Source organism: Stenotrophomonas sp. GD04145, assembly GCF_029835135.1.
GTDB classification, from domain to species: Bacteria; Pseudomonadota; Gammaproteobacteria; order Xanthomonadales; family Xanthomonadaceae; genus Stenotrophomonas; species Stenotrophomonas maltophilia_P.
Map to the genome: position 1 here is coordinate 88801 of NZ_JAODZG010000002.1, position 22243 is coordinate 111043.

The window sequence follows — 22243 nt, forward strand, 5'->3', positions numbered from 1 at the left end:
CCTATGGTCCACCTCACCAGGCCGCCAGGACCGGCCACTGACAGGAGGATGCCATGAGGACCCGACACGTCGTACCTGCTCTGATGGTGGCACTGCTCGCCGTCGCACCGGCCTGGGCGGATCCGCCGCACCACGCCCGCGGAAACGGTCCCCCACCGCACGCAGGCGGGCCGCACAATCGCGACGCACCGCCGCCAGGATGGCAGAAGAAGGCATGGCGGCGCGGTGATCATCTGCCGTGGGCGGAAGTGGATCGTCGCTACTGGGTGGATGACTACGCACGCTACAGGCTGCGTGATCCCGGCCGCGGCCAGCGCTGGGTCCGCCAGAGCGACACCGAGTATCTGCTTGTTGAAATCGCCACCGGCGTGATCGTCGACGCGCTGCGTCGGTGAACGCAGCCCTGGCTGACCCATCGGGCGCAGACGCGCGATGGGTCAGCCCTTCCTGCGCTGCCTGCCGCTGCTGCGTCCAGCGGTGGGCGCTGAAGGGCTAGTTCGGCAGGGCGCGTGCGTTCGCGTTTGGCCGCAGATGGACCTGCCCGTTTCTGGTATCCAGCAGGATGTTGAAGTTGCGCAGTGCTTCACTGCCCAGCGTGCCGTCGGCATTGGATCCATCCTCATCGATGGTGAACGACACCTTGGGCTGTTCCAGTCGCAGCCCGCCCACATCGACCGATGCGATCCGTGCATCGACGGCCCGGATCTTCCTGCCCGCCGAGCCGCTGAACTGTGAGGTACCGATCGTGCGGGTGAACACCTCCTGCAGTCGGTGGCGCGAGCTGTACGCATGGCCCAGATCGATGGCGCCGTTGCTGCCGGTGTCCACGAACAGCCAGGCCGCAAGTGTCGAGCCACCCTCACGCAGAAGCACTTCGATGGCGGGCGTATTGTCGATCCAGCGGACGTTCGCGCGGGTGTATCCGTGCAGATCCGGCAACCGGTCGTGCACGCGCAGCAGCTTGCGGTCGTAGTCGATCTCGATGATGCGCCCCGCGAAGAATGTCCAGCCAAGCACGGCGTCGAACGGACGCTTGCCGTAGTCGATCACGGCCGCCCCCATCGTCCGGCGCATGTCTCCCACGACGACCGTGTTGTGGGTACTGTAGTCCACGAAACTCACGCCGTCGGAGCCGGTGTTCTCGGAGCGGTCATCGACCTGCATCGACGCCGCCTTGCGGGTGGCAACCGTGACTGCCAGTCCGTCAGCGCCGGTGTCGACAAGAAAGCGCAGCGGTCCTGACTGGTTGATCCGCCCTTCCACATAGATCCGGTGATCCTTGTCCTGCTCGAAAGGAAGGGTGATCGTCCCGGCCGCGGCGCGGGACTGCGGAAGAACAAGCAGCCCCGCAACCAGGGCGACGTACCACGAACGTATGGACTGGCGCATTGATGGCTTCCAGTGGAGGGCAACGGCAGATTGCCGCCTGCCTTGGATGCGGCAGGGGTGCAGAAGGTTTAGACGCCTGCCGCGCTGCCCTCGATGATTCCGGACCGAAGCAAACCGGCGCCCGCGGCCCCGTGTTGCCATCCGGCGCTGACGTCGGCGACCGCAGCATGCACGGGCCGTTGACGTCGCAATGCCAGACTGCTGGAGCGCGCTCCACCGTGGAGCGCCGTTGGTCGTGCGATCTTGGGGGGATCGGCAATGCCCTACTTCACTGATTCGACCGAGGTGGCCGTCGAGGGTATCGGCGCGGCGCGGCGCATCGGTTGGATGCGGTTCGTCGGCAGCAGCCTGGCGGCCCTCCCCCTGGCCTCCATCCTGCTCGAACGCCAGGATGGCGTGTGGCCATGGACGCTGCTGCTGCTCAACGCGCTGGCATGGCCGACGATCGCTCTGGTCCTCACCCGGCGTTCCCCCGAGCCGGCCGCCACCCAGTTCCGCTGCATGGTGCTCGATTCCTTCCTTGGCGGCGCGTGGATCGCGTTCATCGCCCTCAGCATCGTGCCCAGCGCACTGTTCACCGCCCTGCTGGTGGCCGACAAGATCGCAGCAGGGGGAGTGCGGCTGGCGCTGCGGGCGACGCTGGCGCTGGTGCTGGGTTTTGGACTCGTCTGGTTCGCGCTGGGCTTCCCCTACCAGCCGACCACCTCGCAACGCAGCATCATGCTGAGCATGCCGTTCCTGTTCGTGTACGGCATCGGCCTCAGCATCCTGAGCTGGCAACTCGCGCGCCGGGTCAAATCACAGAACCGGCAGCTGCGGCGGCTGAGCCGGATGGATCCGCTGGTGGAGCTGGCCAACCGGGGCTTCCTGATCCACCGTGCCCAGCAGGCGCTGGACAAATCCCAGCGCCACGGTGGCATGGCGTGCCTGTTGATGCTGGATGTGGATGACTTCAAGCGCATCAACGACTCGCAGGGGCATCGCGCCGGCGATCAGGTCCTGCGGCATATCGCCACGACACTGCGCGAATTCGCCAGCCCGGCCGATACAGCTGCACGGCTCGGGGGGGATGAGTTCGTCGTGCTGCTGCGCGACTGCGCCGCGTCAGACGCCATGCAGATGGCGGCACGCATCCGGCAACGCCTGCACGAGAACGCACGCCGGACAGGACCGGCGAGCGATTTCAGTGTCAGCATGGGAGTCGCTGCGAGCCCGCGACACGGCAGTGTCGAGGACTGGCTGGCACTGGCCGACCGAGCCCTCTACCACGCCAAGCGGCAAGGCAAGGACACCGCCAGTTTCGCCGAGTAATGGCCGCGTAGCAGCGTCATCCCGGTCGGTCGCGGTCCCGATCCGGATCAGTGCGCCAGGGCGAAATCCAGGCCCGCACAGACCGCCGCGACCTGCGCGTCGTTGCACTCCTGCGGGTCGGTACGCGGACTGTCCGGGTAGACCTCCGTGGTGGTGGCAAAACGTGCATCGGTGAATCCGGCGCAGGCCCCGATCGAGCGCGATTCACCCCATACCACGCCCGGCGACTGCAACGGCAGGCCGACCAGGTTGCCCTCGGCATCGGCCGGGGCGATATGGGTGATCGGCGCCACGGCGGCGATCAGCGCCTGCTGGAACGCCGGTTGCGGGTCTTCGCTGTTGCCGATCACGTAGAAACCATCGGGAATGGTGTCCCGCTCGAAGGGCTTGCCATCACGGGCGCAACGGGCCGGGTCGAACTCGTGCAGGTCGCTGTCGGTGGTTTCGTGCAGGTCCAGGTGCACCCGGATGTCGGCCTTGCGCCCGGCCACCCAGCGCATCAGCGAGGCGGCTTCCTCGATCAGGCCGCCGTCGCGGAAGCTGCGGTTGGGGTCCAGGGCAGCGGGGTTCCAGCGCTGGATGCGCTCATAGCCCCACGGACTCACGCAGGGGGCCACGATCAGGTTCAGACGCCCCAGGTAGCGCTCGGCCTGCTGCTCCAGGAACTGCAGGGCACCGTGTACGCCGCTGGTCTCATAACCATGCACGCCGCCGGTAACCAGCGCCGTCGGCAGTGCCGGGTTCCAGTCGTGGTTGACCACGGCGAACAGGGGATAGTGGTCCGGCGCGTAATCGAGCTGCCCGTACTGGATCACGTCGAAACGCTCGTCCAGGCGTTCCAGCGCCGCCACCACATCGTCATGGTAGCTGCGCTGGCGTTGCTGGCGGGCCCGCCACTGCGCGCGTTCCGGATCGCCCCAGGGCTGTCCGGGGGTGCCGATCGGGTAGAACTGCGCAACAGTCATGGGTGCTCCAGAGGTCGAACGTGGTGAGTGCAGCCGGTCATTCTAAGCCTTGTGGCGCCTGCGGGCCCGCCCACCCGTCCCGCCCTTCATCCAGCCAGGCTCATCTGGCTGTAAAATCAACGGTTTTTGGCCCCTCACCCCTTGATGGCGAACGCAGCGCAGACGGTCCTGGGTGGACCGGATTTCCTTCGCCTGCTCGCCCGTCTCAGCGACGGCGCGATGCCGGCCACCAGTCCCGTCCTGACCGATCGCCTCGGTCAGTGGGTGGACTGGAGCCGTGCTGTCGCGCTGTCGACGGCACTGGGCGGACGCGTGCCTGCAGCGGCGGACGCGGGCGAGGCGATGGACGACCTGCTGGCCGACTGCGAGCAGGCCCATGCCAGCCTGCTGGCGTCGATTCGTGACGATGCCGAAGCCGAGCGCCTGCTCGATCTGGCCGAGGCGGCCGCCACACCCACCTTTGCCTCGTTGCGGCAGCGCTACCGGGTACTGCAGCAGGCCATCCAGACCGCGACCGGGCGCCTGCGCGGACGCCTCCGTGACCAGTTGCTGCGGGCCTCGCCCGATTTGGCGCGGCTGGCCGAGATCGACGCCGTGATGGAGCAGACCCTCAGCCCGCGCGAGCACAGCCTGCTGGCCATCGCCCCGGCAGTGCTGGGCACCCGCTTCGACCGCGTGCATGGCCAGCCTGGCTGGCGCACCGCATTCCGCCATGACATGCGCTCGCTGCTGCTTGCCGAGCTGCAGCTGCGCTTCCACCCGATCGAGGGGCTGCTGGCAGCCCTGCGCTCCCACTGACCCGGAACACCATGTCCAGAACTGCTTTCCCTGTCGTTGTCTTCCTTGTCGGCCTGCTGGCCGTGTGCTGGATCGGCATCGGCTACGTGTCGGTGCACCCGTTGGGTGCAGCGGTCGCGGCGGTCATTGCCGCCTGCTACATCGCCGGTGGTGTGGAGCTGTACCGCTATCGCCAGGCCAGCGCGGGCCTGCGCGATGCCCTGGGCGATCTGTCCGCCGCCGAGGAGCGCCTGGCACCCTGGCTGGAGCGCGTGCCGGCAAGCCTGCGCAATGCCGTGCGCCTGCGCGTGGAAGGTGAGCGCACCGCCCTGCCCGGCCCGGTCCTGACACCGTACCTGGTCGGCCTGCTGGTGCTGCTGGGCATGCTCGGCACCCTGCTGGGCATGATGGACACCCTGCGCGGCACCGGCCTCGCCCTGCAGAGCGCCACCGACATGGCCGCCATCCGCGGCTCGCTGGCATCCCCGGTACAGGGCCTGGCCGTCGCCTTCGGTACGTCGATTGCCGGTGTCGCCAGTTCGGCCATGCTGGGGCTGCTTTCGGCGCTGTTGCGCCGGGATCGCCTGCAGGCCGTGCAGCAGCTCGACCGTGCCATCTCCGGCCCGCTGCACCCGTATTCGCAGGCGTGGCAACGCGCCGAATCCCTGCGACTGCTGCAGGCGCAGTCCGCAGCGCTGCCGGCCCTGGTCGACCGCCTGCAGGCGATGACCGGTGCCTTCGAGCAGCACAGCCTGGCGGCCAACGAACGGCTGCTGGCCGGCCAGGCCGAGTTCCTCAGCCAGAGCCAGGCGCTGCAGGAGCGCCTGGCGGCCTCCCTCCAGCAATCGCTGCGCGAAGGCGCCGAAGCCAGCGCAGCGGCCATCGGCGGTGCCCTGCAGCCGATGGCGGAAACCACGCTGGCTGGCCTGGCCAGCCACGGCCAGGCCCTGCATGCGCGCGTTGAACAGGCGGTGCAGCAGCAGCTGGCCGGGCTGGCGGACGGCTTCGAGCGCAGCCGCGTATCGACTGAAGCCAGCTGGACGCGGGTGATGGCCGAACAGGCCCAGGCACAGCAGGCGCTGGTGACCGACCTTCGCCAGCATCTGCAGGCCTTCAGCGATGCCCAGGGTGCACACGGCGAAGCAGTGGTGGCACGCATCGGCGAACGGCTGCAGGCGGATGCCGACCGCCAGACCGACGCGTGGCGCACTGCGGCCGACCAGCAGCATGCGCTCAACACCACGCTGGTCGAGCGCCAGCAGCAGGCACTGGAGGCGGTCAGTAAGCATCTGGACGAACGGGCCCAGTCGCTGCTTCACGCGCTTGAAGAACGTCATGCAGCCAGCCAGTCGCTGCTGCAGGACCACGAGCAGCAGCGCCAGGCGCGCTGGGAGGCCGCCAGCACCCATCTGCAACAGGCCCACGCCGCGCTGCAGGCACAACTGCAGGCCGGTGACGAACAGCGCCTGCAACGCTGGAGCGACGCGCTGCACACCCTGTCGAACGATCTGGCCGAACGCCTGCACGCCAATGGAGAACGCCTGGCCGCGCAGCAGCAGCAGATCTGCGACACGCTGGCGGAAACCGCGCAGCAGATCGGCGAGAACGGCCGTGCCCAGGCCAGCGCCACGCTCGCGGAAGTCTCGACCCTGCTGCAGACGGCTGCCGCCGCACCGAAGGCCGCTGCCGACGTCATCAACGAGCTGCGCAGCACGCTCTCCGAGAGTCTGGTGCGCGACAACGCGATGCTGGAGGAGCGCGGCCGCCTGCTGGCGACGGTGCAGACCCTTCTGGATGCGATCAACCATGCCTCGCATGAACAACGCAGCGCGGTCGATGCACTGGTGGGCGGCTCGGCGGAACTGCTGGAGCGCGTCGGCAACCGCTTCACCGACCACATCGCGGCCGAAACCGGCAAGCTCGACGGCATCGCCGCACTGCTCGATGGCAGCGCCACTGAAGTCGGCCACCTTGCCGGCGCCTTCGGCGACGCCGTGGCCCAGTTCGGCGCCGCATCGGCCGAGCTGTCGGGCCGGCTGGAACAGATCGGTGGCGCGCTGGATGCCTCGCTGGCCCGCAGCGACGAGCAGTTGGCCTATTACGTGGCGCAGGCGCGCGAGGTGGTCGACCTGAGCCTGCTGTCGCAGAAACAGGTGATGGAGGAGCTGCAACAGTTGGCCGCGCGCCGCGGCAAGGCCGGCACCGCATGAGCGACGAGCTGGAGGTCGACGGCGGTTCGCACGCGCCGATCTGGGCGGCATTCGGCGACCTGATGTCGGTACTGCTCGGCGCGTTCGTGCTGATCCTGGTCGGCGTGGTAGCGGTCCAGCTGGAACTCTCGCAGCGGCTGGAGGATGAAGTCAGGCAGCGCCAGGCCGAAGCCAAGCGCCTGCAGACGCTGGAGCAGGCACTGGCCGGCCCGCTGGCGGCGGGCCGGGTGACGCTGGTCGATGGCCGCATCGGCATCAGCGGCAGTGTGCTGTTCGCCCTCAATTCAGACCAGCTGCAGCCGGAGGGCCAGGAGCTGCTGCGCAGCCTGGCCGCACCGCTGGCTGCCTACCTGGGCAGCCGCGAAGAGATCCTGATGGTCAGCGGCTTCACCGATGATGCGCCGGTGCGCGAAGGCAACCGTCGTTTCGCCGACAACTGGGAACTGTCCGCGCAGCGTTCGCTGACGGTGACCCGTACCCTGATCGCCGATGGCGTACCGGCCGATGCGGTGTTCGCCGCCGCCTTCGGCAGCGAGCAACCGGTCAGCTCCAATGCCAGCGAAGATGGCCGCGCGCGCAACCGCCGCGTGGAGATCGCGCCGATTCCCAGGCCCAGGGCACCGGATGGCAGATAAGCTGCCAGCGCTGGAGGGGCTGCGTGCACTGGTGCGCGACCTCGATGCGGGGTCGCGCTCGCTGGCGGACTACCCGCAGGTGCCGATGCTGCAGCAGGTGCAGCACGAGTGGTCGGAGCTGCGCAGTGAACTGCAGGTGCGCCGTTCGCTGCGCACCGAGGCCCCTGCCGACGGCGGCCCGCTGAACTCCGCGGTACTGGTGCAGCGCATGCTCGATTCGATGCAGGCCGCCAGCCCCGGCTATCTGCGCCACTTCATCGATTACGTCGATACCCTGTCGTGGTTGCAGGCGCTGCAGGACGGTGCGGCCAGCGGCGGTGATGCGGCGAAACCGAAGCGCGCGCGCAAGCCCCGCAACCCCGGTTGAGGCCCGGCCCTGCATCAGGGGGTCAGCCGCGCAGCGTGGCGCCGCCGTCGACGTACAGGTCACTCATCGCCACATGCCCGGCCTGCTCGGACAGCAGGAACATCACCGACTGGGCAACGTCCTCCGGCATAGCCAGCTTGCGCAGGGGAATGCCCGCCTTGTAGGTGTCGAGGTTGCCGGCAATCACCCGCTCGGCACCGTACGCGTCTTCCCACATGCCGGTCTGCATGGCGGTCAGCGTCGAACCGGGTGCGACGATGTTGCAGCGGATGCCCAGTGGCGCCAGCTCCAGGCCCAGGCAACGGGTGAACATGGTCGCTGCCGCCTTCGAGGCAGCGTAGGCCGCCATGCCGTGACGCGGCACGCCTGCGGCGTTCGAGCTGACGGTGACGATGGCGCCCTGTCTGCGCGGTGACATCACCCGCGCCAGTGCGCGGCCGAGATGGAACACACCGTCAGCGTTGACCGAGAAAACACGGCGCCAATCGGCATCACAGGTATCCGTCACCGCGCCGACCTGCAGCACGCCGGCCACACTGGCCGCCAGGGCGATCGGTCCGATCTTCGCCTCTACCTGGTCGATGAGCGCATCGACCGCTGCGCTGTCGCTGACATCCAGCGCACAGGCATGGACGCGCTCGCCCACGATCGCGGGCGACTCGCGGTCGGTGGCCACCACCTGGCAGCCGGCGGCGACCAGCAGCTTCACCAGCGCGGTGCCGATCCCCCCGGCTGCGCCGGTCACCAGCGCCACGCGACCCTCAAAACCGGTCAACTGCATGTTGCGATCTCCTGTTGTTCATCCCGATGCCGCAGTCGCGCCGACAGCCATGGCGCGAGTTGCGCCACCGCATCACGGCCGGTCAGTTCGGCATGCAGGAACGGCAGTTCCAGCGCCTGCACCGTGCGCGCGTGCGCCTTCCACAGCGCCGACTGCAGCTGTGGTCGTGCCTGGTGGTCGCGCCCTGCGCGCACATGCACCAGGGTGCCGTCGAATGGCCGGTGATGGTGCTCGCGGATCAGGCGGTTGGTTCCGGTGACCGCGCGCACCACGCCGTCCAGCACTACGTCGGGCAGGCTGCCCAGCGCACTGCCACCTCGACGCAGGAAGGCCAAGATGCGCTCGCGGCTGTCCAGTTCCGGGTGTGCGTCCGGATCGTGGCCGGCGATGGCCAGCAACGCCCGCAGTGCGGCGATCGGATCCGGCTCCGGCTCGGTCCGCCAGCACTCACTGGGATAGGCGTCGAGCAGGACCAGCTCGCCGACCTTGCGACCGATCTCGTGCAGGCGCACGGCCATCGCCTGGGCGATGATCCCCCCCACCGACCAGCCGAGCAGGTGCACCGGCCCGCGCGGCTGCAGGGTCACTACACGCTGCACGTACTCGTTGGCCATCGCCTCGATGCTGGCCGGCAGCGGCTGCGCGGCGTCCAGCGCCGGCGACTGCAGCCCGTACACGGCCCGCGCCGGTTGCAGCGCACGCGCCAGCGCGCGGTAATTCCAGGCAATGCCGCCTGCCGGGTGCAGCACGAACAGCGGCGGGGGTTCAGTCCCATCGGTCGTGGCCAACGCGATGACCGGGCCCAAGGCATGATCGGCCAGCATCGGGGGTTCGGCGATACGCCGGGCCAGCGCCGCCACCGTCGGCTCTGCGAACAGAACGCCGAGGCCCAGCTCGCAGCGCCAGCGCTGTTCGATGGCCAGCAGCAGGTGCACGGCCGAAAGCGAGTCGCCCCCCAGGCTGAAGAAGTCCGCATCCACCGCAACTGCCTGCTCACGGCCCAGTGCCTGTGCGAACAAGGCGGCCAGCGCATGTTCCAGTGGCGTGCGCGGTGCGACACCGGTCATCCCGACCTGCGGAGGTTTCGGAAGCGCGCTGCGATCCAGCTTTCCGTTGGTGGTCACCGGCCAGTGATCGACCCCGACAAACGCCGACGGCACCATGTAGTCCGGCACGCGCGCCGCCAGGTGCGCGCGCAGGGCAGCGGCGTCGGCCAGTGCCACCGGCACATAGGCGACCAGCCGTGGGTCACCGGGAAGGTCGTGGCGCAGCAGCACTTCCACGCGCTCCATGCCGGGCAGTTCCCGCAGCGCCGCCTCGATCTCCCCCAGCTCGATGCGCAGACCGCGCAGCTTCACCTGATGGTCGCTGCGGCCCAGATACTCGACCGCTCCGTCGCTGCGCCAGCGCGCGACATCCCCGGTGCGGTAGATGCGCTCGCCCGCCAGGAAGGGATCGGCCAGGAAACGCCCGGCGGTGAGATCGTCGCGGCCCAGGTAGCCCCGTGCCAGCTGCACGCCGCCCAGGTAGAGCTCGCCCGGCACGCCCACCGGCAAGGGTCGCATGCCTGCATCAAGCACATACAGGCGGGTGTTCCAGACCGGGAAGCCGATCGGCACCGGGCGTGAGCGATCGCCTGCCGGGGCTGGCCAGTAACTGACATCCACCGCGGCTTCGGTAGGCCCGTACAGGTTGTGCAGCTGCGCGTCGATGCGGGCATGGAAGCGGTCGCGGAGCGAGGCGTCGAGCGCTTCGCCGCTGGTGAACACCCGGCGCAGCTGCAGGCCCTGCGAGGCCGGCGCCGCGAGGAAGGCGTCCAGCATCGACGGGACGAAGTGGGCGGTGGTGATGCCCTGCGCGCGGATCAGCCGGGCCAGCTCGGTGGGATCACGATGCGCATCCGGACCGGCGAGAACCAGCGTGGCGCCGCACAGCAGCGGCAGGAAGAACTCCCAGACCGACACGTCGAACGTGGCGGGCGTCTTCTGCAGCACGCGGTCGTCGGGGCCGAAGCCGTAGTGCTCGCGCATCCACAGCAGGCGGTTGACGATGGCGCGATGCTCGATGACCACGCCCTTGGGTTCGCCGGTCGAGCCGGAGGTGTAGATCACATAGGCTGCATCATCCGGCGCCGGGTCCGGCCAGGGCGCGGCAGACCCCTGTGCCATCCATTGATCGGGCGGCAGCACCGGCACGCCTGCGGCCCGGTGCGCCATCGTGCTGTCGGCCAGCACGCAGGCCGGACGCGCCGAGCGCAGGATGCGCGCCAGGCGCTCGTCGGGATGTGCAGGATCCAGCGGAAGATAGGCGGCGCCGGCACGCAGCACGGCCACCAGGGCGATGACCAGCTCCATCGAACGCGGCAGCGCGACCGCCACCACACTGCCCGGCCCCACCCCCAGCGCGCGCAGCTGTGCGGCCAGTGCGAAGCTGCGTGCCTCCAGCGCGGCATGCTCAAGCGTGGCGTCGCCGCAGACCAGCGCCGTTGCCTGAGGGTCGCGATCCATGCCCTGCTGCAACAGTTCCACCAGTGTGGTTGCAGGCAATGGATGGGTGGTCGCGTTGAAGCGGTGAACCACCTGCGTGACCTCTGCCGCGGTGGCCAGTGGCACGCTGGCAATGTCGTCGGCATCCAGCGCCGCCGACACGAAATGCAGCAGCCGTTGCGCATGCGCCTGCACGTCGGCGTCGCTGTACAGGGCGGGGTTCGCCTCGATCTCCAGATCCAGCAGCGCCTGGCCATCACCGCGGAAGCCCAGCACCAGATCCTCCACCGGCCCGGTGCACAGCACCTGCAGCGTGGCCTGCACGCCGGGCAGCGCCAGCGGCCTGTAGAACGGCTGTATGTTCACCAGCGGGCCATGCAGGCGCTGCTGCGCACCGACCAGGCCCAGATCGCGCCGCAGCTGTTCGCCGCGATACCGGCCATGCCTGCGGCTCTGGCTCAACTGCCGGCCGATGCCACGGGTGTAGCTTTCGACACTGCCCTCGGCCGCGGCCACGCGCAGCGGCAGCACGTTCATCACCATCGCGGGCACGCGCGCCGACGCGTTTCCCAGGCGCCCCATGTAGGGCACCCCCAGCACCACTTCCTCGGCCGCACTCATCCGCCGCAGGTACTCGGCCGCAAGTGCGGCCAGCACATCCGGCCACGGCTGCAGCCAGCGCACCGATGCCTGCAGCAGCTCTTCACGGAAGGTGGCATCCAGCGGCTGCACCCAGCGCAGCGCGTCATCACTGGCGGCGGCGATGCCGGCCAGACCAGCGGCGGCCGGCGCGTCCCGCAGGTGGTCGCGCCACCAGGCACCGGCCATCTCGCGACGCGGATCGATGCGGTATGCCGCATCGTCGGCCAGTACACCGGCCAGGGGCGGCAGCGCATCGCCGCCGCGCCCGGCGTACAGCGCGCAGACACGATCGCTGAACAGTGCCATGCCATAGCCATCAGTGCCGAGATGGTGAACGCGCAGGTACCAGACCCAGCGCTGGCCTCCCAGTGCGTAGAGCACCTGCTGGCTGATCCGGTCGCGGGTGGGATCGACCGGGCTCAGCCGGTCGGCCCGCATCGCGGCGTTGGCGTCGGCCACCGGATCGGCAGCGCTGGAAAGATCATGGACTGCCAGCAGCGGTACATGCGCCGGCTCATGCCATTGCAGCGGCTGGCCATCGCTGCCTTCCGTGAAGCGCAGTGCGAGCGCCTGCGCCTCTGCCGCCGCCTGGTTGGCGGCGGCCGTGAACGCCGCCACGTCCAGCGCGCCGTCGATCCATACGGCATGGGCCGTGTTGAATGCAGGGTTGTCGGGAGCCAGGCGCTGGGCATACCACAGCCCCGCCTGGGCCTCGGTCAATGCCACCGGTGAGGCTGGCGCTGCACCGTTCATGCGCCTTGTGCGGCCTGCAGCCGTTGCACCACCTGCCACCACTGGCGCAGCGTGGTGTGCTCGGCCAGCTGCGAGAACTCCAGCGGAAGGCCAGTGTTGCTCCACGCAAGAACGAGGCCGAGCATGCGCATCGAATCCAGATCGAGATCGATCAGGTTGTCGTCATCGCCGATGTCGGCCGGCTCGCATTCGAGCACGCGCGCCACGTCCGCGCGCATCCGTTCCAGGTCAAGCACATCGCCCATCCTATCCATCACAGTGTCTCCAGTAGCTGGCCGGTGGTCATCGGTACGCCACAGGTCCGTGCGATCCAGTGCAGCGCCTGCTCATGATCGGCGCGCGAGAAGTCGGCGACCGCATCAGCGGCGATGAATGCCTCGATATCACGCTGGAAGGCTTCGACCACGGTCGCGGTGCAGCCGATATGCGCATACACACCGGTCACCAGCAGCTGGTCGCGCCCGCGCGCGCGCATCAGCGTCTCCAGGTTGCTGCGCTGGAACGCGCTGTAGCGATGCTTGACCAGTACATGCTCGCCCGGCTGCGGGGCCAGCGCGGTGATGATCGGCTCATGTTCGTCACTCCGGCGCATGCCGGGCCCCCACAGGTCGGCCTGCAGGCCGCGGTCGCGCCGGTCCTGATCGCCATGCTGGGCGGTATAGAACACGGGAATTCCCTGCGCCCGGCAATGCGCCAGCAGGCGCGCGACGTTGTCCACGGCGGGGCGCAGCGGCTCGCTGTCCGCGTCGAACGCTGCCAGGAAGTAGCGTTGCATGTCGTGCACCAGCAACGCGATCCGCTCGCGCTGCGGGTGCCAGGGGCCGCGCGGCTGTGGTAACTCGCTGGCGGTCGGCAGGGAATATGAAGCAATGCGGGGCAGCGCCATCAGCGCGTTCCTCCTGTCTGTTGCAGATGACGCGCACGCAGCTGCGCACGCAGTTCGCGGCGGCTGATCTTGCCGACCGCTGTTGTATCGAAGCTGTCCACGAACACCACCTGGTCCGGCACCTTGAACGCCGCCAGCCCGCGCCCGCGCATCCAGGCCTTCAGTGCCGGCGCCGTGATCGGCTCGCCCTGGCGGATGACGAAGGCGCAGCTGCGCTCGCCCAGGTACTCATCGGGAATGGACACCACCGCCGCATCGAACACACCCGGATGGGCCAGCAGATGGTCTTCGATCTCCTCGGCGGAGATCTTCTCGCCGGCACGGTTGATGTGGTCCCCGGCACGCCCCTGCACCACCAGATATCCCCCGGGCAGCTGCTGCACGCGGTCGCCGGTGCGGTAGAAGCCGTCGTCGGTGAACGAGCGCGCGTTGGCCGCGGCATCGTTGTGGTACCCACGGATGGTGTACGGGCCGCGGGTCAACAGATGTCCGATCTCGCCCTCGGCAACCGGCTGATCGTGGTCGTCGACAACACGGACTTCGTCGTCAGGGCTGATCGGACGTCCCTGGCAGGCCACCACCAGTTCCTCGGGATCGTCGAGGCGGGTGTAGTTCACCAGGCCTTCGGCCATGCCGAACACCTGCTGCAGCGTGCAGCCCAGGCCATCGATGACGCGCCGCGCGGCCTCCGGCACCAGTTTTGCGCCGCCCACCTGCAGCACCCGCAGGCTGGACAGATCGTGCTTCGTCGATGCCGCTGCCTGCGCCCACAGCAGGGCCAGCGGCGGCACCAGCCCACAGCAGGTCACCTTCTCGCGTGCAATCAGCGGGAACGCGACATCCGGGCCCGGCCCCGGACTGAGCACCACGCGGGCACCGGCATACAGCGCACCGAAGAAGCCCGGCGAGCTCATCGGAAAATTATGCGCGGCCGGCAATGCGACCAGATACACGCTGTCGCGGTCGATCCCGCAGATCGCGTTGCTGGCACGGAACGAATAGATGTAGTCGTCGTGCGTGCGCGGAATCAGCTTGGACAGGCCGGTGCTGCCACCTGACAGCTGCAGGAACGCCACCGACTGCGGATCCGGGTCGGCCGGCAGCTGGCTGCGGTCGCCCTGCAGGTTCGCCAGCCCGACGAACTCCTCCGCATCGCCGTCGATCACCACGTGGCGCAGGGCCGGCACCTCCGCCTGCAGTGCCCGTGCCAGCCCGCGATGATCGAAACCCTCGTGCACATCGGCGGTGACAAAGGCACTGGCCTCGGCCTTCGTGGCGAAGTGCACCAGCTCGGTGATGCGGTGCGCGGGCAACGCGTACACCGGTACCAGGCCGGCGCGGAACAGGCCGCAGACGGTGGCGATGAAGCCGGCGCTGTTGCCCAGCTGCACCAGCACCCGTTCACCGGGCTGCAGGCCCAGCGCCAGCAGGCCGCTGCCGATGCGCCCGGCCTCGTGCCACAGCTGCGCATAGCTCAGTCGGACATCACCTGCCACCACCGCGATGTCATCGGCGTAGCGTTCGGCGCGCTCGCGCAGGAAGGCCGGGAAGGTCTCCCCGCGCCAATGCCCCATCCGGCGATAGTGGGCGACCCGGTCTTCGGGCCATACCTGCTGCAATGGCAGGCGGGAAGGAGATGGGCTCATGCGAGGGGCTCGGTCGGGGGCGCGGGCTCACTGACGCCCAGCGCGTTCAACAGGGCAGCAAACTTCGCTGCGGTTTCGGCCACTTCGGCCTGCGGCTGCGACCCGGCGACGATGCCGGCGCCCGCATACAGGCGCAGCTGCGTGCCCTGCAGTCGTGCGCAGCGGATGGCGACGTACCAGTCGCCGTCGCCCTGCGCGTCCAGCCACCCCACGGCGCCGGCGTAGAAACCGCGTGGAACCGGCTCCAGTTCGCGGATGCGCTGCAGCGCCGCCTGCTGCGGCGTGCCGCATACGGCGGGCGTGGGATGCAGCTGCGCCAGCAGGGCGGCGGCCGGCACCCGTGGATCCTTCAACGTGGCATGGATGCGGGTTCCCAGGTGCCACATGGTGGCCGTGGCATGCAGCACCGGCCGCGCCTGCGCATCGATATGGCTGCAATAGGGAGAGAGGCCATCAACGATGGCCTCGACCACATGACGGTGCTCGTCGTGATCCTTGGCCGACGCCAGCAGGGTCTGCGCGGCACGCTCGTCCTGCACCGGATCCGCACTGCGCCGGGCTGAGCCGGCCAGCGGGTGCGACAGCACCTGCGCGCCGCGCTTGCGCAGCAGCAGCTCGGGCGTCGCCCCGACCAGCCATGCCGGGGCCTGGCCCAGCTCCACCGGCAGTGGCACCGCGTAGGTCGCCACCGACGGATCGGCTCCCAGTCTCGCCAGCAGCACATCGGGCGTCAGGGCGTGGCGTGTGTGTGCCAACAGGCTGCGCGCCAGTACCACCTTGTGCAGCTCCTGTCGGGGATCACGCAGGGCCTGCACTGCCCTATCCACCGCTGCGGCGTAGTCGTCCGCCGAAGGTTCGGCCTGCACGACACCCTCCAGCGCAGGCGCAGCCTGCGGCTGCACCGGCAACGCAGGCAGCACGCGTTCGGGCTGGTACAGCGCATCGTCAGCACGTGGTTCGAACGGAATCGCTCCGACCAGCAGGCCCGGCCCGCCCCGCTGCTGCGCGAAGAACGCAGCCACGCGCCCGGCCAGCGTCACCAGCGGACCGGACGCAAGCGCCGCACGACAGCCACGCGCATGCACATGCTGCCCTGCATGCTGCAGCAGGAACAGCGTGGGGTCATCCGCAGCCGGCAACGGCAACGGCGCCGTCTCCTGCCATGCATCGTCCCTGAGCGAATCGTTCATGTCGCCTCCTTCATCCGGTGCGCTGCCGCCAGCACGCACAGCAACAGCAGCAGCACACCGACCAGCAGATACGGCAGGCTCGGCCCGCCCCGATACAACAGCGTGCCGAGCATCGGCCCGACCACCATGCCCAGCCCCTGTGCCGCAGCGACCGTTCCGGCGGCGGCACCCTGTTCGTGTGCCTGCACCGCGTCGGCGGCCAGCGCCTGGAACGACGGGAACACGAAGCCCATGCCGAATGCCGCCAGCGCATAGGCCGCCGGCAGCTGCCAGGACTGCTGCACGGCGGCTACCGAGGCGAAGCCGATACCGGCGATCAATGCACCCAGCACGATCCAGCGCCGCGGTGGCACCTCCAGCTTCATCACCAGTGCCTGCGCCAGGATCAGCCCGACGCCCACAGCGGTCAGTGCGATGCCGGCCATGCGCGCGCCTTCAGCCGCTGCCAGGCCGAGGCGATCGATCGCGAAGAAGCCGACCGTCACCTGCGCGATGGTCACCGACACCATTCCTAGGAACGCGGCCAGTTGGGGCAGCCGAAGGCGCCGGTCCAGACGGCGCAGGGGCGTCCGTCGTGCTGACGCTGCCGCCGCTGCCGGCGCTGTCGAAGGCAGACGCCACGCCAGCAGTGCCAGCGCCAGCAGCGGCAACAGCGCGGCCACATACAGCGCCAGCGAAAGATGCGTGTAGGCCAGCCAGCCTGCTGCCGCTGGGCCCAGCACCATCCCCAGTGCATTGGCACTGCCCAGACGGGCGAGAAACTGCGTGCGCTGGCCGGCCGGCGCCTGGTCGGCGATCAAGGCTGCGGCCGTCGGTGGCACGGCGGCATAGAACAGCCCGATCAGCCCGCGCGCGCCCACCAGCACCAGCACCGACACAACTACCGGCGGCGTGACCTGCAGGGCCACATCGATGAACATGGCGAGCGCGAGGTAGACGCCGGTGTACGCGCCCATCGCCAGCAGCAGCACGCGCTTGCGACCGATGCGGTCGCTGAGTTGGCCCCAGCGGCGAGCCGCCAGCATCCACAGCACGCCGGCGGCCGTCACCGACAGGCCCGCGTGCCATTCGGACAGGCCCAGCAGCCGGACCACCGGGCCGATCACGGCGACGAAGGACATCATGGCCATGGTGCCGATCAGGGCCGCCAACACCAGGGCCGGCAAACCGGGAACGACGGGACGTGCGTGCATGGAACACCAGCCGTGACAGGGAAGGACGGCAGAACGCCAGCACGACGCTCCGCCCGATGCCGCCACGTCACGCAGCGACACCACCCTTAAATGATAACGGCTCGTATTTGCATTTGATACCCATTCAATTGAATGGACCCGCAACAGCCGTGTCAGCGCGTCACACGCGGCGACAGCAGGCCGCGACGGCGGAACCACCACTCCAGCGGCAGCGTGACCAGCGGCGGGACAGCAGCAAGCAGGGCCAGCGCGCTGGCCCACCATGGCCAGCGCAGGCGCACTGCGGAGAACAGGGTCACGGCCACGTACACCAGGAACGCCACGCCATGCAGCGGCCCGAACACCTTGACCAGGGCGACGTTGGCCTGCGGGCCATACTTCAGCCACATGCCCACCAGCAGGCCGGCCCAGGTGATGGCCTCGATGAAGGCAACCACGGCGAACAGCCGTCCGACGGGGTGCATGGGATTGCCTGGGGTCACATCGGGCTCCTGCAGGGACAGAAGATGCGAATGATACGCAGATGCGAACGTTCAGGACACCGTCGGGTCACACTCGCCGCATCGGAGATGCCCACACGTCGGTAGCGCCGGGCCATGCCCGGCGGATCGGAGATGAACGCACATCGGTAGCGCCGGGCCATGCCCGGCGGATCGGAGATGAACGCACATCGGTAGCGCCGGGCCATGCCCGGCGGGCGCAGCACAGCTACCGGGGGATATGCGGCAGCACCCGCTCCCCGATCTCGCGCAGCACGGCCTCCACCGGCCGGCCGTTGTCGACCAGATTGAACATCACATGCGCCACGCCCTGCGCATGCACGCGCAGCAGATAGTCACGCAGGCCATCGCGGCCGACCTTCAGGCCAAGCGGCAACGGCTCGGCGGGTGCCTGCGGGTCCGCCTGCAGGTCCAGCAGCATCGACTGCACGAACGGTCTGCCCGCCGCGCCCTGTTGCGACAACGCCTGCTGCCACAGACCGATGCGTCCCTCCTGGGCAGCCTCCTCGCGGTGATAGGTGGCCCATCCTTCAGACTCCCGGGCGATCCACTGCAGGCTCTGCCTGGCGGTACCCACCGCCAGCATCGGAATGCGCGCGGCCGGCGCAGGCAGCACGTCGAAGCCTCCGGTCACCTGCAGCACGGCGGCCCGCTCGTGTGCCTGCGGCGACAGCGCCGCCCGCAGCAACGACCAGCGCTCACGGAACGTCGCGGCCCTGCCCTCCAGATCCTCGCCGAACGCGGCGAATTCCTCCGGGCGGTCACCCGAACCCAGGCCCAGCACGAAACGCCCGCCGCTGATGCGGTCCAGGCTCAAGGCCGACTTCGCCACCTGCAGCGGCTGGCGCAATGGCAGCACGATGGCCGCACTGCCAACCACGATGCGCTCTGTCGCGGCGGCCAGCATGCCCAGCCACAGGAAGGGATCATCCAGCGCGCTCGCGGTCGCCTCCGGTCCCTGCGGCACCATCAAGGGCACGTCGCGCGTCCACAGCGCGGCAAAGCCGAGGTCATCGGCCAACCGGGCGATACGCCGCGCCTCATGCGGATCGGCCAACCCGTGCGCCGCCACCGGCGTCATCAGTCCCAGGCTCAGGCCCTGTTCTGCAAACAGCGCAGCGTAGGCAGAATTGAAATCGCTCATGCTGCCAGCTTAGCGTGGAGCCCTGCGGCAACGGTGCTGCCGCAGGTGCGTGCCAAGCCGGTGGGTTCAATGGGGTGGTGTATCGGCAGAGGGTGCGGGCGGCGGACGTCATGCCCTGCAGCGCACCCTTCATGAGCAAACTGAATCAGCAGCCTCTGCCGTCATTCCTACAATGGCCTGTCACCCTGCCCTTCGAGATGCTGCCGATGCGCGTTGCGCTTTCCGTGTTGCTGCTGGCTTCGGCGCTGAGCGCCTGCACCCCGGCCCCGGGCTCCACCGCCAACTCCGCCGAGGCCCCCGCACCGGCGTCCGCCATCGCCTGGCGCCAGGGCGACGTCGACGACGCCTTCGCCGAAGCCGCTGACAGCGGCAAGCCGGTGCTGCTGTACTGGGGTGCGGTCTGGTGCCCACCGTGCAACCAGCTCAAGGCGGGTCTGTTCAAGGACCCGGCCTTCATCGCGCTGACCAGCAAATTCGTTCCCGTCTACCTGGATGGCGACGAGGAAGGTGCGCAGGCCTGGGGCGAGCGCTTCGGCGTGCGCGGCTATCCGACCCTGATCGTGCTGGACCCACAGCGCAACGAAATCACCCGCGTGGCCGGCGGCAACGATGCCGCCGAACTGACCCGGGCACTGACCGTGGCCGCAGGCCGCCGCAGTGCCGTTGCCGCCACCCTGGCCACCGCATTGACGACGCCGGAGCAACTGGCCGCCGAAGACTGGCAGGTGTTGGGCGACTACGGTTGGGAAGTCGACGCCAACCGCCTGGCCGGCGAACGCAACAGCCAGGACGTGCTGCGCCAGCTGTCCAAGGCCGCACCGGAGGCCGCGCTGCAGCGCCGTTTTGCTCTGCTTGCCTTGGCAACAGCCGAAAAGCCCGATGCCTCGCCCACCGAAGTGCGCGAGCTGCTGCAGGCTGTGCTGGCGCACCCCGCGGAGGTGCGACGCAACCGCGAGCTGCTGGGCTATGCGGGCGTACAGTTGGTCAAGCAGGCCAGTACCGGGCCGGCCACCAGCAACACCCTGGGGCAGCAGCTGCTGGTCGCACTGGAGCGCGCAGACGCCGAGCGTGGCGACCGCGCCGACGACGCGTTGTCGCGTGCGCTGACCGAAGTGTCGCTGGCCCGCCAGCAACAGCCCAAGGGCGCACTGCCCGCTGCTCTGGTTGATCGGGTCAAGCAGCGCGTGGCCGCCGCCGATGCCGCCGCCACCGATTCGCATGCACGCCAGGCCACGATCAGCACCGCGGTCTACGCACTGCGCCAGGTCGGCGACGACGCCGGCGCGGAATCGCTGCTGCTGGCCGAACTGAAGCGCAGTGAGCAGCCGTACTACTACATGCCTGAGCTGGCCGAACTGGCCGAGCAGCGCGGCGACACCGCCGGTGCGCTGGAGTGGCTGAAGCGTGCCTACGATGGTGCACAGGGCCCGGCGACCCGCGTGCAGTGGGGTGTGCTGTATGTGGAAGGCCTGCTGAAGCTTGCGCCGGACGATGCGCCGCGTATCGAGCAGGCGACCGCCTCGTTGATCGCCGAACTGGGGGCGCAGCCGTCGGGCTACCACCAGCGCACCCGCCAGCGCTTCGAACGCCTGGCCGGGCAGCTGAAGGCATGGAGTGGCAAGCACCAGGGCGCGCAGACGCTGGCGCGGCTGCAGCAGCGGATGCAGCAGGCGTGCGGCAATCAGGTGGATGGGGCGTGCAGGGATTGGCTGGGTTGAGTGGATGAAGGAGCAGGCGGGTTGACCTCAACCATTGTTGAGGTGCGATAACAGTCTCCCCACGGCCAGCCCGCTGGCCTTCGATACGGAGACTGCTTCGATGTCGTACTCGCTTCCCCCGCTCCCCTATGCCTACGATGCCCTCGAACCGCATTTCGATGCGCGGACGATGGAGATCCACCACAGCAGGCACCACCAGACCTACGTCAACAACCTCAATGCCGCGGTCGAGCAGGCCGGCCTCGCCGAACAGCCGGTCGAGGCGCTGATCGCCAGCCTCGATGCCGTGCCGGAGGCCCAGCGCAGCGCAGTCCGGAACAACGGTGGCGGCCACGCCAACCACAGCCTGTTCTGGACCGTGCTCAGCGCACGCGGCGGCACGCCCGATCAGGTGCTGGCGGCGGCCATCGACCGTGACCTCGGCGGCTTCGATGCCTTCAAGGATGCCTTCAGCAAGGCGGCGCTGACCCGCTTCGGCAGCGGCTGGGCCTGGCTGACCAGTGATCGCGATGGCCGCCTGCGGGTTGAAAGCAGCGCCAACCAGGACAGCCCGCTGATGGGCGCGGCGGCCGGCCTGTCCGGCAACACGCCGATCCTCGGCCTGGATGTGTGGGAGCACGCGTATTACCTGCATTACCAGAACCGCCGTCCGGACTACATCGGGGCGTTCTTCAACATCATCGACTGGGCCGAAGTCGGTCGCCGCTACCGCCAGGTGGACGGCGCATGAGCGCCGGCACTCCCCATTACGCCGGGCCGTGGGCAGGGGTCTTCCCCGCCCCGGCTCCGGTACCCTCGGTCAGTCTGCCGCCGCGTGCATTGCGGCGGCTGCTCGGCCACTTCCCTACCGGCGTGGCCATCGTCTGCACCCGCGACGCACGGGGCACACCGCTGGGCCTGACCATCAATTCCTTCGTGCCGGTGTCGCTGCAGCCGCCGCTGGTACTGTGGAACCTGGCCCTGCACGCACAGAGCCTGCAGGCCTTCCAGCGCGCCACGCGCTTCGCGATCAGCGTGCTGGGCGCGGACCAGGAAGCACTGGCGCGCACGTTCGCCGATCCCCAGGTGCGCAATCGTTTCGACGGCGTACCCCTGCTTCCAGACGAAGACGACGCGCCGCCGCGCATCGCCGGCGCGGTCGCGCACCTGACCTGCACCCGTCATGCGCAATGGCCAGTGGGTGATCACCTGCTGCTGGCCGGCCGCATCATCGAGATCAACGAAACCGGCGGTGCGCCGCTGATGTTCCACCGTGGCCGCTTCCTGCCGGGGCCGCTGGACACCCTGCGGGAGGTACAGACATGACCATCGAGGCACTGGAGGACCTGCTCGCCAACGGCCACGACAGCGCTCTGCTGCGCTTCGGGCTGGGCAAAGGTTGGCTCGACGCCGGCAATCCGGCGCGCGCGGCGACCCATCTGGGCCGCTGCGTGGCACTTGATCCGCAGTACTCGGCGGCGTGGAAACTGCTGGGCAAGGCCTGGCTGGCGGGTGGCCAGCCGCAGGCGGCGCGCGAGGCATGGCAACGCGGCCTGAGCGTGGCCAGCCACCAGGGCGACCAGCAGGCTCGGAAGGAAATGCAGGTGTTTCTGCGCCGGCTGCAGCGCGAACAGCCGGCGCCGCAGGAGAGCACGGGCTGAGCCGGCCGCA

At 69.1% G+C, this 22243-nt stretch carries 21 protein-coding genes; 10 read left to right on the plus strand and 11 right to left on the minus strand.

Features of this window, described 5'->3' with window-relative positions; genetic code table 11:
- Positions 1-53 precede the first annotated feature (53 nt).
- On the plus strand, positions 54-395 hold the full coding sequence (locus N7367_RS01530; RefSeq protein ID WP_053519774.1) for an RcnB family protein: 342 nt from the start codon (positions 54-56) through the stop codon (positions 393-395).
- Positions 396-492: 97 nt separating this feature from the next.
- Here N7367_RS01530 and N7367_RS01535 read toward each other — a convergent pair whose 3' ends face one another.
- On the minus strand, positions 493-1389 hold the full coding sequence (locus N7367_RS01535) for a retropepsin-like aspartic protease (RefSeq protein ID WP_262218253.1): 897 nt from the start codon (positions 1387-1389) through the stop codon (positions 493-495).
- 258 nt (positions 1390-1647) lie between these two features.
- On the opposite strand from N7367_RS01535, the gene N7367_RS01540 reads away from it, so the two are divergent.
- Complete coding sequence (locus N7367_RS01540) at positions 1648-2700, plus strand: sensor domain-containing diguanylate cyclase (RefSeq protein WP_128988296.1); 1053 nt, start codon at positions 1648-1650, stop codon at positions 2698-2700.
- Positions 2701-2747: 47 nt separating this feature from the next.
- On the opposite strand, the gene N7367_RS01545 is transcribed toward N7367_RS01540, so the two are convergent.
- On the minus strand, positions 2748-3665 hold the full coding sequence (locus N7367_RS01545; protein WP_262218255.1) for a M14 family metallocarboxypeptidase: 918 nt from the start codon (positions 3663-3665) through the stop codon (positions 2748-2750).
- Between the two features lie 144 nt (positions 3666-3809).
- On the opposite strand from N7367_RS01545, the gene N7367_RS01550 reads away from it, so the two are divergent.
- The 4 genes from N7367_RS01550 to N7367_RS01565 are packed head-to-tail and all read left to right on the plus strand — an operon-like array spanning position 3810 to position 7654.
- Positions 3810-4463: a DUF3348 family protein gene (locus N7367_RS01550; RefSeq protein ID WP_065175212.1), complete on the plus strand. Its 654-nt coding sequence runs from the start codon at positions 3810-3812 to the stop codon at positions 4461-4463.
- Positions 4464-4474: 11 nt separating this feature from the next.
- Positions 4475-6652: a DUF802 domain-containing protein gene (locus N7367_RS01555; protein WP_197600069.1), complete on the plus strand. Its 2178-nt coding sequence runs from the start codon at positions 4475-4477 to the stop codon at positions 6650-6652.
- Entirely contained in the window at positions 6649-7287 is a 639-nt protein-coding gene (locus tag N7367_RS01560) for an OmpA family protein (RefSeq protein WP_053517790.1), read from the plus strand. Before N7367_RS01555 ends, N7367_RS01560 begins: the two co-directional genes overlap by 4 nt.
- On the plus strand, positions 7277-7654 hold the full coding sequence (locus N7367_RS01565) for a DUF2894 domain-containing protein (RefSeq protein ID WP_065182919.1): 378 nt from the start codon (positions 7277-7279) through the stop codon (positions 7652-7654). Before N7367_RS01560 ends, N7367_RS01565 begins: the two co-directional genes overlap by 11 nt.
- Before the next feature lie 22 nt (positions 7655-7676).
- On the opposite strand, the gene N7367_RS01570 is transcribed toward N7367_RS01565, so the two are convergent.
- From N7367_RS01570 to N7367_RS01610, 9 genes are all read right to left on the minus strand, one after another.
- On the minus strand, positions 7677-8435 hold the full coding sequence (locus N7367_RS01570) for a 2,3-dihydro-2,3-dihydroxybenzoate dehydrogenase (protein WP_197600070.1): 759 nt from the start codon (positions 8433-8435) through the stop codon (positions 7677-7679).
- Entirely contained in the window at positions 8426-12316 is a 3891-nt protein-coding gene (locus tag N7367_RS01575; protein ID WP_279941584.1) for an amino acid adenylation domain-containing protein, read from the minus strand. The genes N7367_RS01570 and N7367_RS01575 overlap by 10 nt, the downstream gene beginning before the upstream one ends.
- Complete coding sequence (locus N7367_RS01580) at positions 12313-12570, minus strand: phosphopantetheine-binding protein (protein ID WP_193395886.1); 258 nt, start codon at positions 12568-12570, stop codon at positions 12313-12315. The genes N7367_RS01575 and N7367_RS01580 overlap by 4 nt, the downstream gene beginning before the upstream one ends.
- A complete protein-coding gene (locus N7367_RS01585) occupies positions 12570-13202 on the minus strand; it encodes an isochorismatase family protein (protein ID WP_180875289.1) in 633 nt (210 codons plus the stop codon). The genes N7367_RS01580 and N7367_RS01585 overlap by 1 nt, the downstream gene beginning before the upstream one ends.
- On the minus strand, positions 13202-14848 hold the full coding sequence (locus N7367_RS01590; protein WP_193395888.1) for an AMP-binding protein: 1647 nt from the start codon (positions 14846-14848) through the stop codon (positions 13202-13204). The genes N7367_RS01585 and N7367_RS01590 overlap by 1 nt, the downstream gene beginning before the upstream one ends.
- Entirely contained in the window at positions 14845-16038 is a 1194-nt protein-coding gene (locus tag N7367_RS01595; protein WP_279941585.1) for an isochorismate synthase, read from the minus strand. The genes N7367_RS01590 and N7367_RS01595 overlap by 4 nt, the downstream gene beginning before the upstream one ends.
- Positions 16035-17231 carry an MFS transporter gene (locus N7367_RS01600; RefSeq protein ID WP_279941586.1) on the minus strand — a complete coding sequence of 399 codons (1197 nt, stop codon included), beginning with the start codon at positions 17229-17231 and terminating at the stop codon, positions 16035-16037. Before N7367_RS01600 ends, N7367_RS01595 begins: the two co-directional genes overlap by 4 nt.
- Positions 17232-17383: 152 nt before the next feature.
- Positions 17384-17695, minus strand: a complete 312-nt coding sequence (locus N7367_RS01605; RefSeq protein WP_164152567.1) for a DUF3817 domain-containing protein — start codon at positions 17693-17695, stop codon at positions 17384-17386.
- 244 nt (positions 17696-17939) lie between these two features.
- Positions 17940-18875 (minus strand): TIGR03571 family LLM class oxidoreductase, encoded by a 936-nt coding sequence (locus N7367_RS01610; protein WP_279941587.1) that lies wholly within the window; start codon positions 18873-18875, stop codon positions 17940-17942.
- A 197-nt stretch (positions 18876-19072) separates the two neighbouring features.
- On the opposite strand from N7367_RS01610, the gene N7367_RS01615 reads away from it, so the two are divergent.
- The 4 genes from N7367_RS01615 (at position 19073) to N7367_RS01630 (ending at position 22233) form a co-directional block, all read left to right on the plus strand.
- Complete coding sequence (locus tag N7367_RS01615; RefSeq protein ID WP_279941637.1) at positions 19073-20593, plus strand: thioredoxin family protein; 1521 nt, start codon at positions 19073-19075, stop codon at positions 20591-20593.
- 100 nt (positions 20594-20693) lie between these two features.
- The gene (locus N7367_RS01620) at positions 20694-21323 is read left to right on the plus strand and encodes a superoxide dismutase (protein WP_279941588.1); all 630 of its coding nucleotides are present in this window, start codon (positions 20694-20696) and stop codon (positions 21321-21323) included.
- Positions 21320-21898 carry a flavin reductase family protein gene (locus N7367_RS01625; protein WP_053517806.1) on the plus strand — a complete coding sequence of 193 codons (579 nt, stop codon included), beginning with the start codon at positions 21320-21322 and terminating at the stop codon, positions 21896-21898. The genes N7367_RS01620 and N7367_RS01625 overlap by 4 nt, the downstream gene beginning before the upstream one ends.
- Positions 21895-22233 carry a tetratricopeptide repeat protein gene (locus tag N7367_RS01630; RefSeq protein WP_279941589.1) on the plus strand — a complete coding sequence of 113 codons (339 nt, stop codon included), beginning with the start codon at positions 21895-21897 and terminating at the stop codon, positions 22231-22233. The genes N7367_RS01625 and N7367_RS01630 overlap by 4 nt, the downstream gene beginning before the upstream one ends.
- Positions 22234-22243: the final 10 nt, after the last annotated feature.

Bases quoted from the DNA above. Each gene is read 5' to 3' on its own strand.
- N7367_RS01530 (WP_053519774.1), top strand. From the start codon at position 54: ATGAGGACCCGACACGTCGTACCTGCTCTGATGGTGGCACTGCTCGCC.
- N7367_RS01535 (WP_262218253.1), bottom strand. From the start codon at position 1,389: ATGCGCCAGTCCATACGTTCGTGGTACGTCGCCCTGGTTGCGGGGCTG.
- N7367_RS01540 (WP_128988296.1), top strand. From the start codon at position 1,648: ATGCCCTACTTCACTGATTCGACCGAGGTGGCCGTCGAGGGTATCGGC.
- N7367_RS01545 (WP_262218255.1), bottom strand. From the start codon at position 3,665: ATGACTGTTGCGCAGTTCTACCCGATCGGCACCCCCGGACAGCCCTGG.
- N7367_RS01550 (WP_065175212.1), top strand. From the start codon at position 3,810: ATGGCGAACGCAGCGCAGACGGTCCTGGGTGGACCGGATTTCCTTCGC.
- N7367_RS01555 (WP_197600069.1), top strand. From the start codon at position 4,475: ATGTCCAGAACTGCTTTCCCTGTCGTTGTCTTCCTTGTCGGCCTGCTG.
- N7367_RS01560 (WP_053517790.1), top strand. From the start codon at position 6,649: ATGAGCGACGAGCTGGAGGTCGACGGCGGTTCGCACGCGCCGATCTGG.
- N7367_RS01565 (WP_065182919.1), top strand. From the start codon at position 7,277: ATGGCAGATAAGCTGCCAGCGCTGGAGGGGCTGCGTGCACTGGTGCGC.
- N7367_RS01570 (WP_197600070.1), bottom strand. From the start codon at position 8,435: ATGCAGTTGACCGGTTTTGAGGGTCGCGTGGCGCTGGTGACCGGCGCA.
- N7367_RS01575 (WP_279941584.1), bottom strand. From the start codon at position 12,316: ATGAACGGTGCAGCGCCAGCCTCACCGGTGGCATTGACCGAGGCCCAG.
- N7367_RS01580 (WP_193395886.1), bottom strand. From the start codon at position 12,570: ATGGATAGGATGGGCGATGTGCTTGACCTGGAACGGATGCGCGCGGAC.
- N7367_RS01585 (WP_180875289.1), bottom strand. From the start codon at position 13,202: ATGGCGCTGCCCCGCATTGCTTCATATTCCCTGCCGACCGCCAGCGAG.
- N7367_RS01590 (WP_193395888.1), bottom strand. From the start codon at position 14,848: ATGAGCCCATCTCCTTCCCGCCTGCCATTGCAGCAGGTATGGCCCGAA.
- N7367_RS01595 (WP_279941585.1), bottom strand. From the start codon at position 16,038: ATGAACGATTCGCTCAGGGACGATGCATGGCAGGAGACGGCGCCGTTG.
- N7367_RS01600 (WP_279941586.1), bottom strand. From the start codon at position 17,231: ATGCACGCACGTCCCGTCGTTCCCGGTTTGCCGGCCCTGGTGTTGGCG.
- N7367_RS01605 (WP_164152567.1), bottom strand. From the start codon at position 17,695: ATGCACCCCGTCGGACGGCTGTTCGCCGTGGTTGCCTTCATCGAGGCC.
- N7367_RS01610 (WP_279941587.1), bottom strand. From the start codon at position 18,875: ATGAGCGATTTCAATTCTGCCTACGCTGCGCTGTTTGCAGAACAGGGC.
- N7367_RS01615 (WP_279941637.1), top strand. From the start codon at position 19,073: ATGCTGCCGATGCGCGTTGCGCTTTCCGTGTTGCTGCTGGCTTCGGCG.
- N7367_RS01620 (WP_279941588.1), top strand. From the start codon at position 20,694: ATGTCGTACTCGCTTCCCCCGCTCCCCTATGCCTACGATGCCCTCGAA.
- N7367_RS01625 (WP_053517806.1), top strand. From the start codon at position 21,320: ATGAGCGCCGGCACTCCCCATTACGCCGGGCCGTGGGCAGGGGTCTTC.
- N7367_RS01630 (WP_279941589.1), top strand. From the start codon at position 21,895: ATGACCATCGAGGCACTGGAGGACCTGCTCGCCAACGGCCACGACAGC.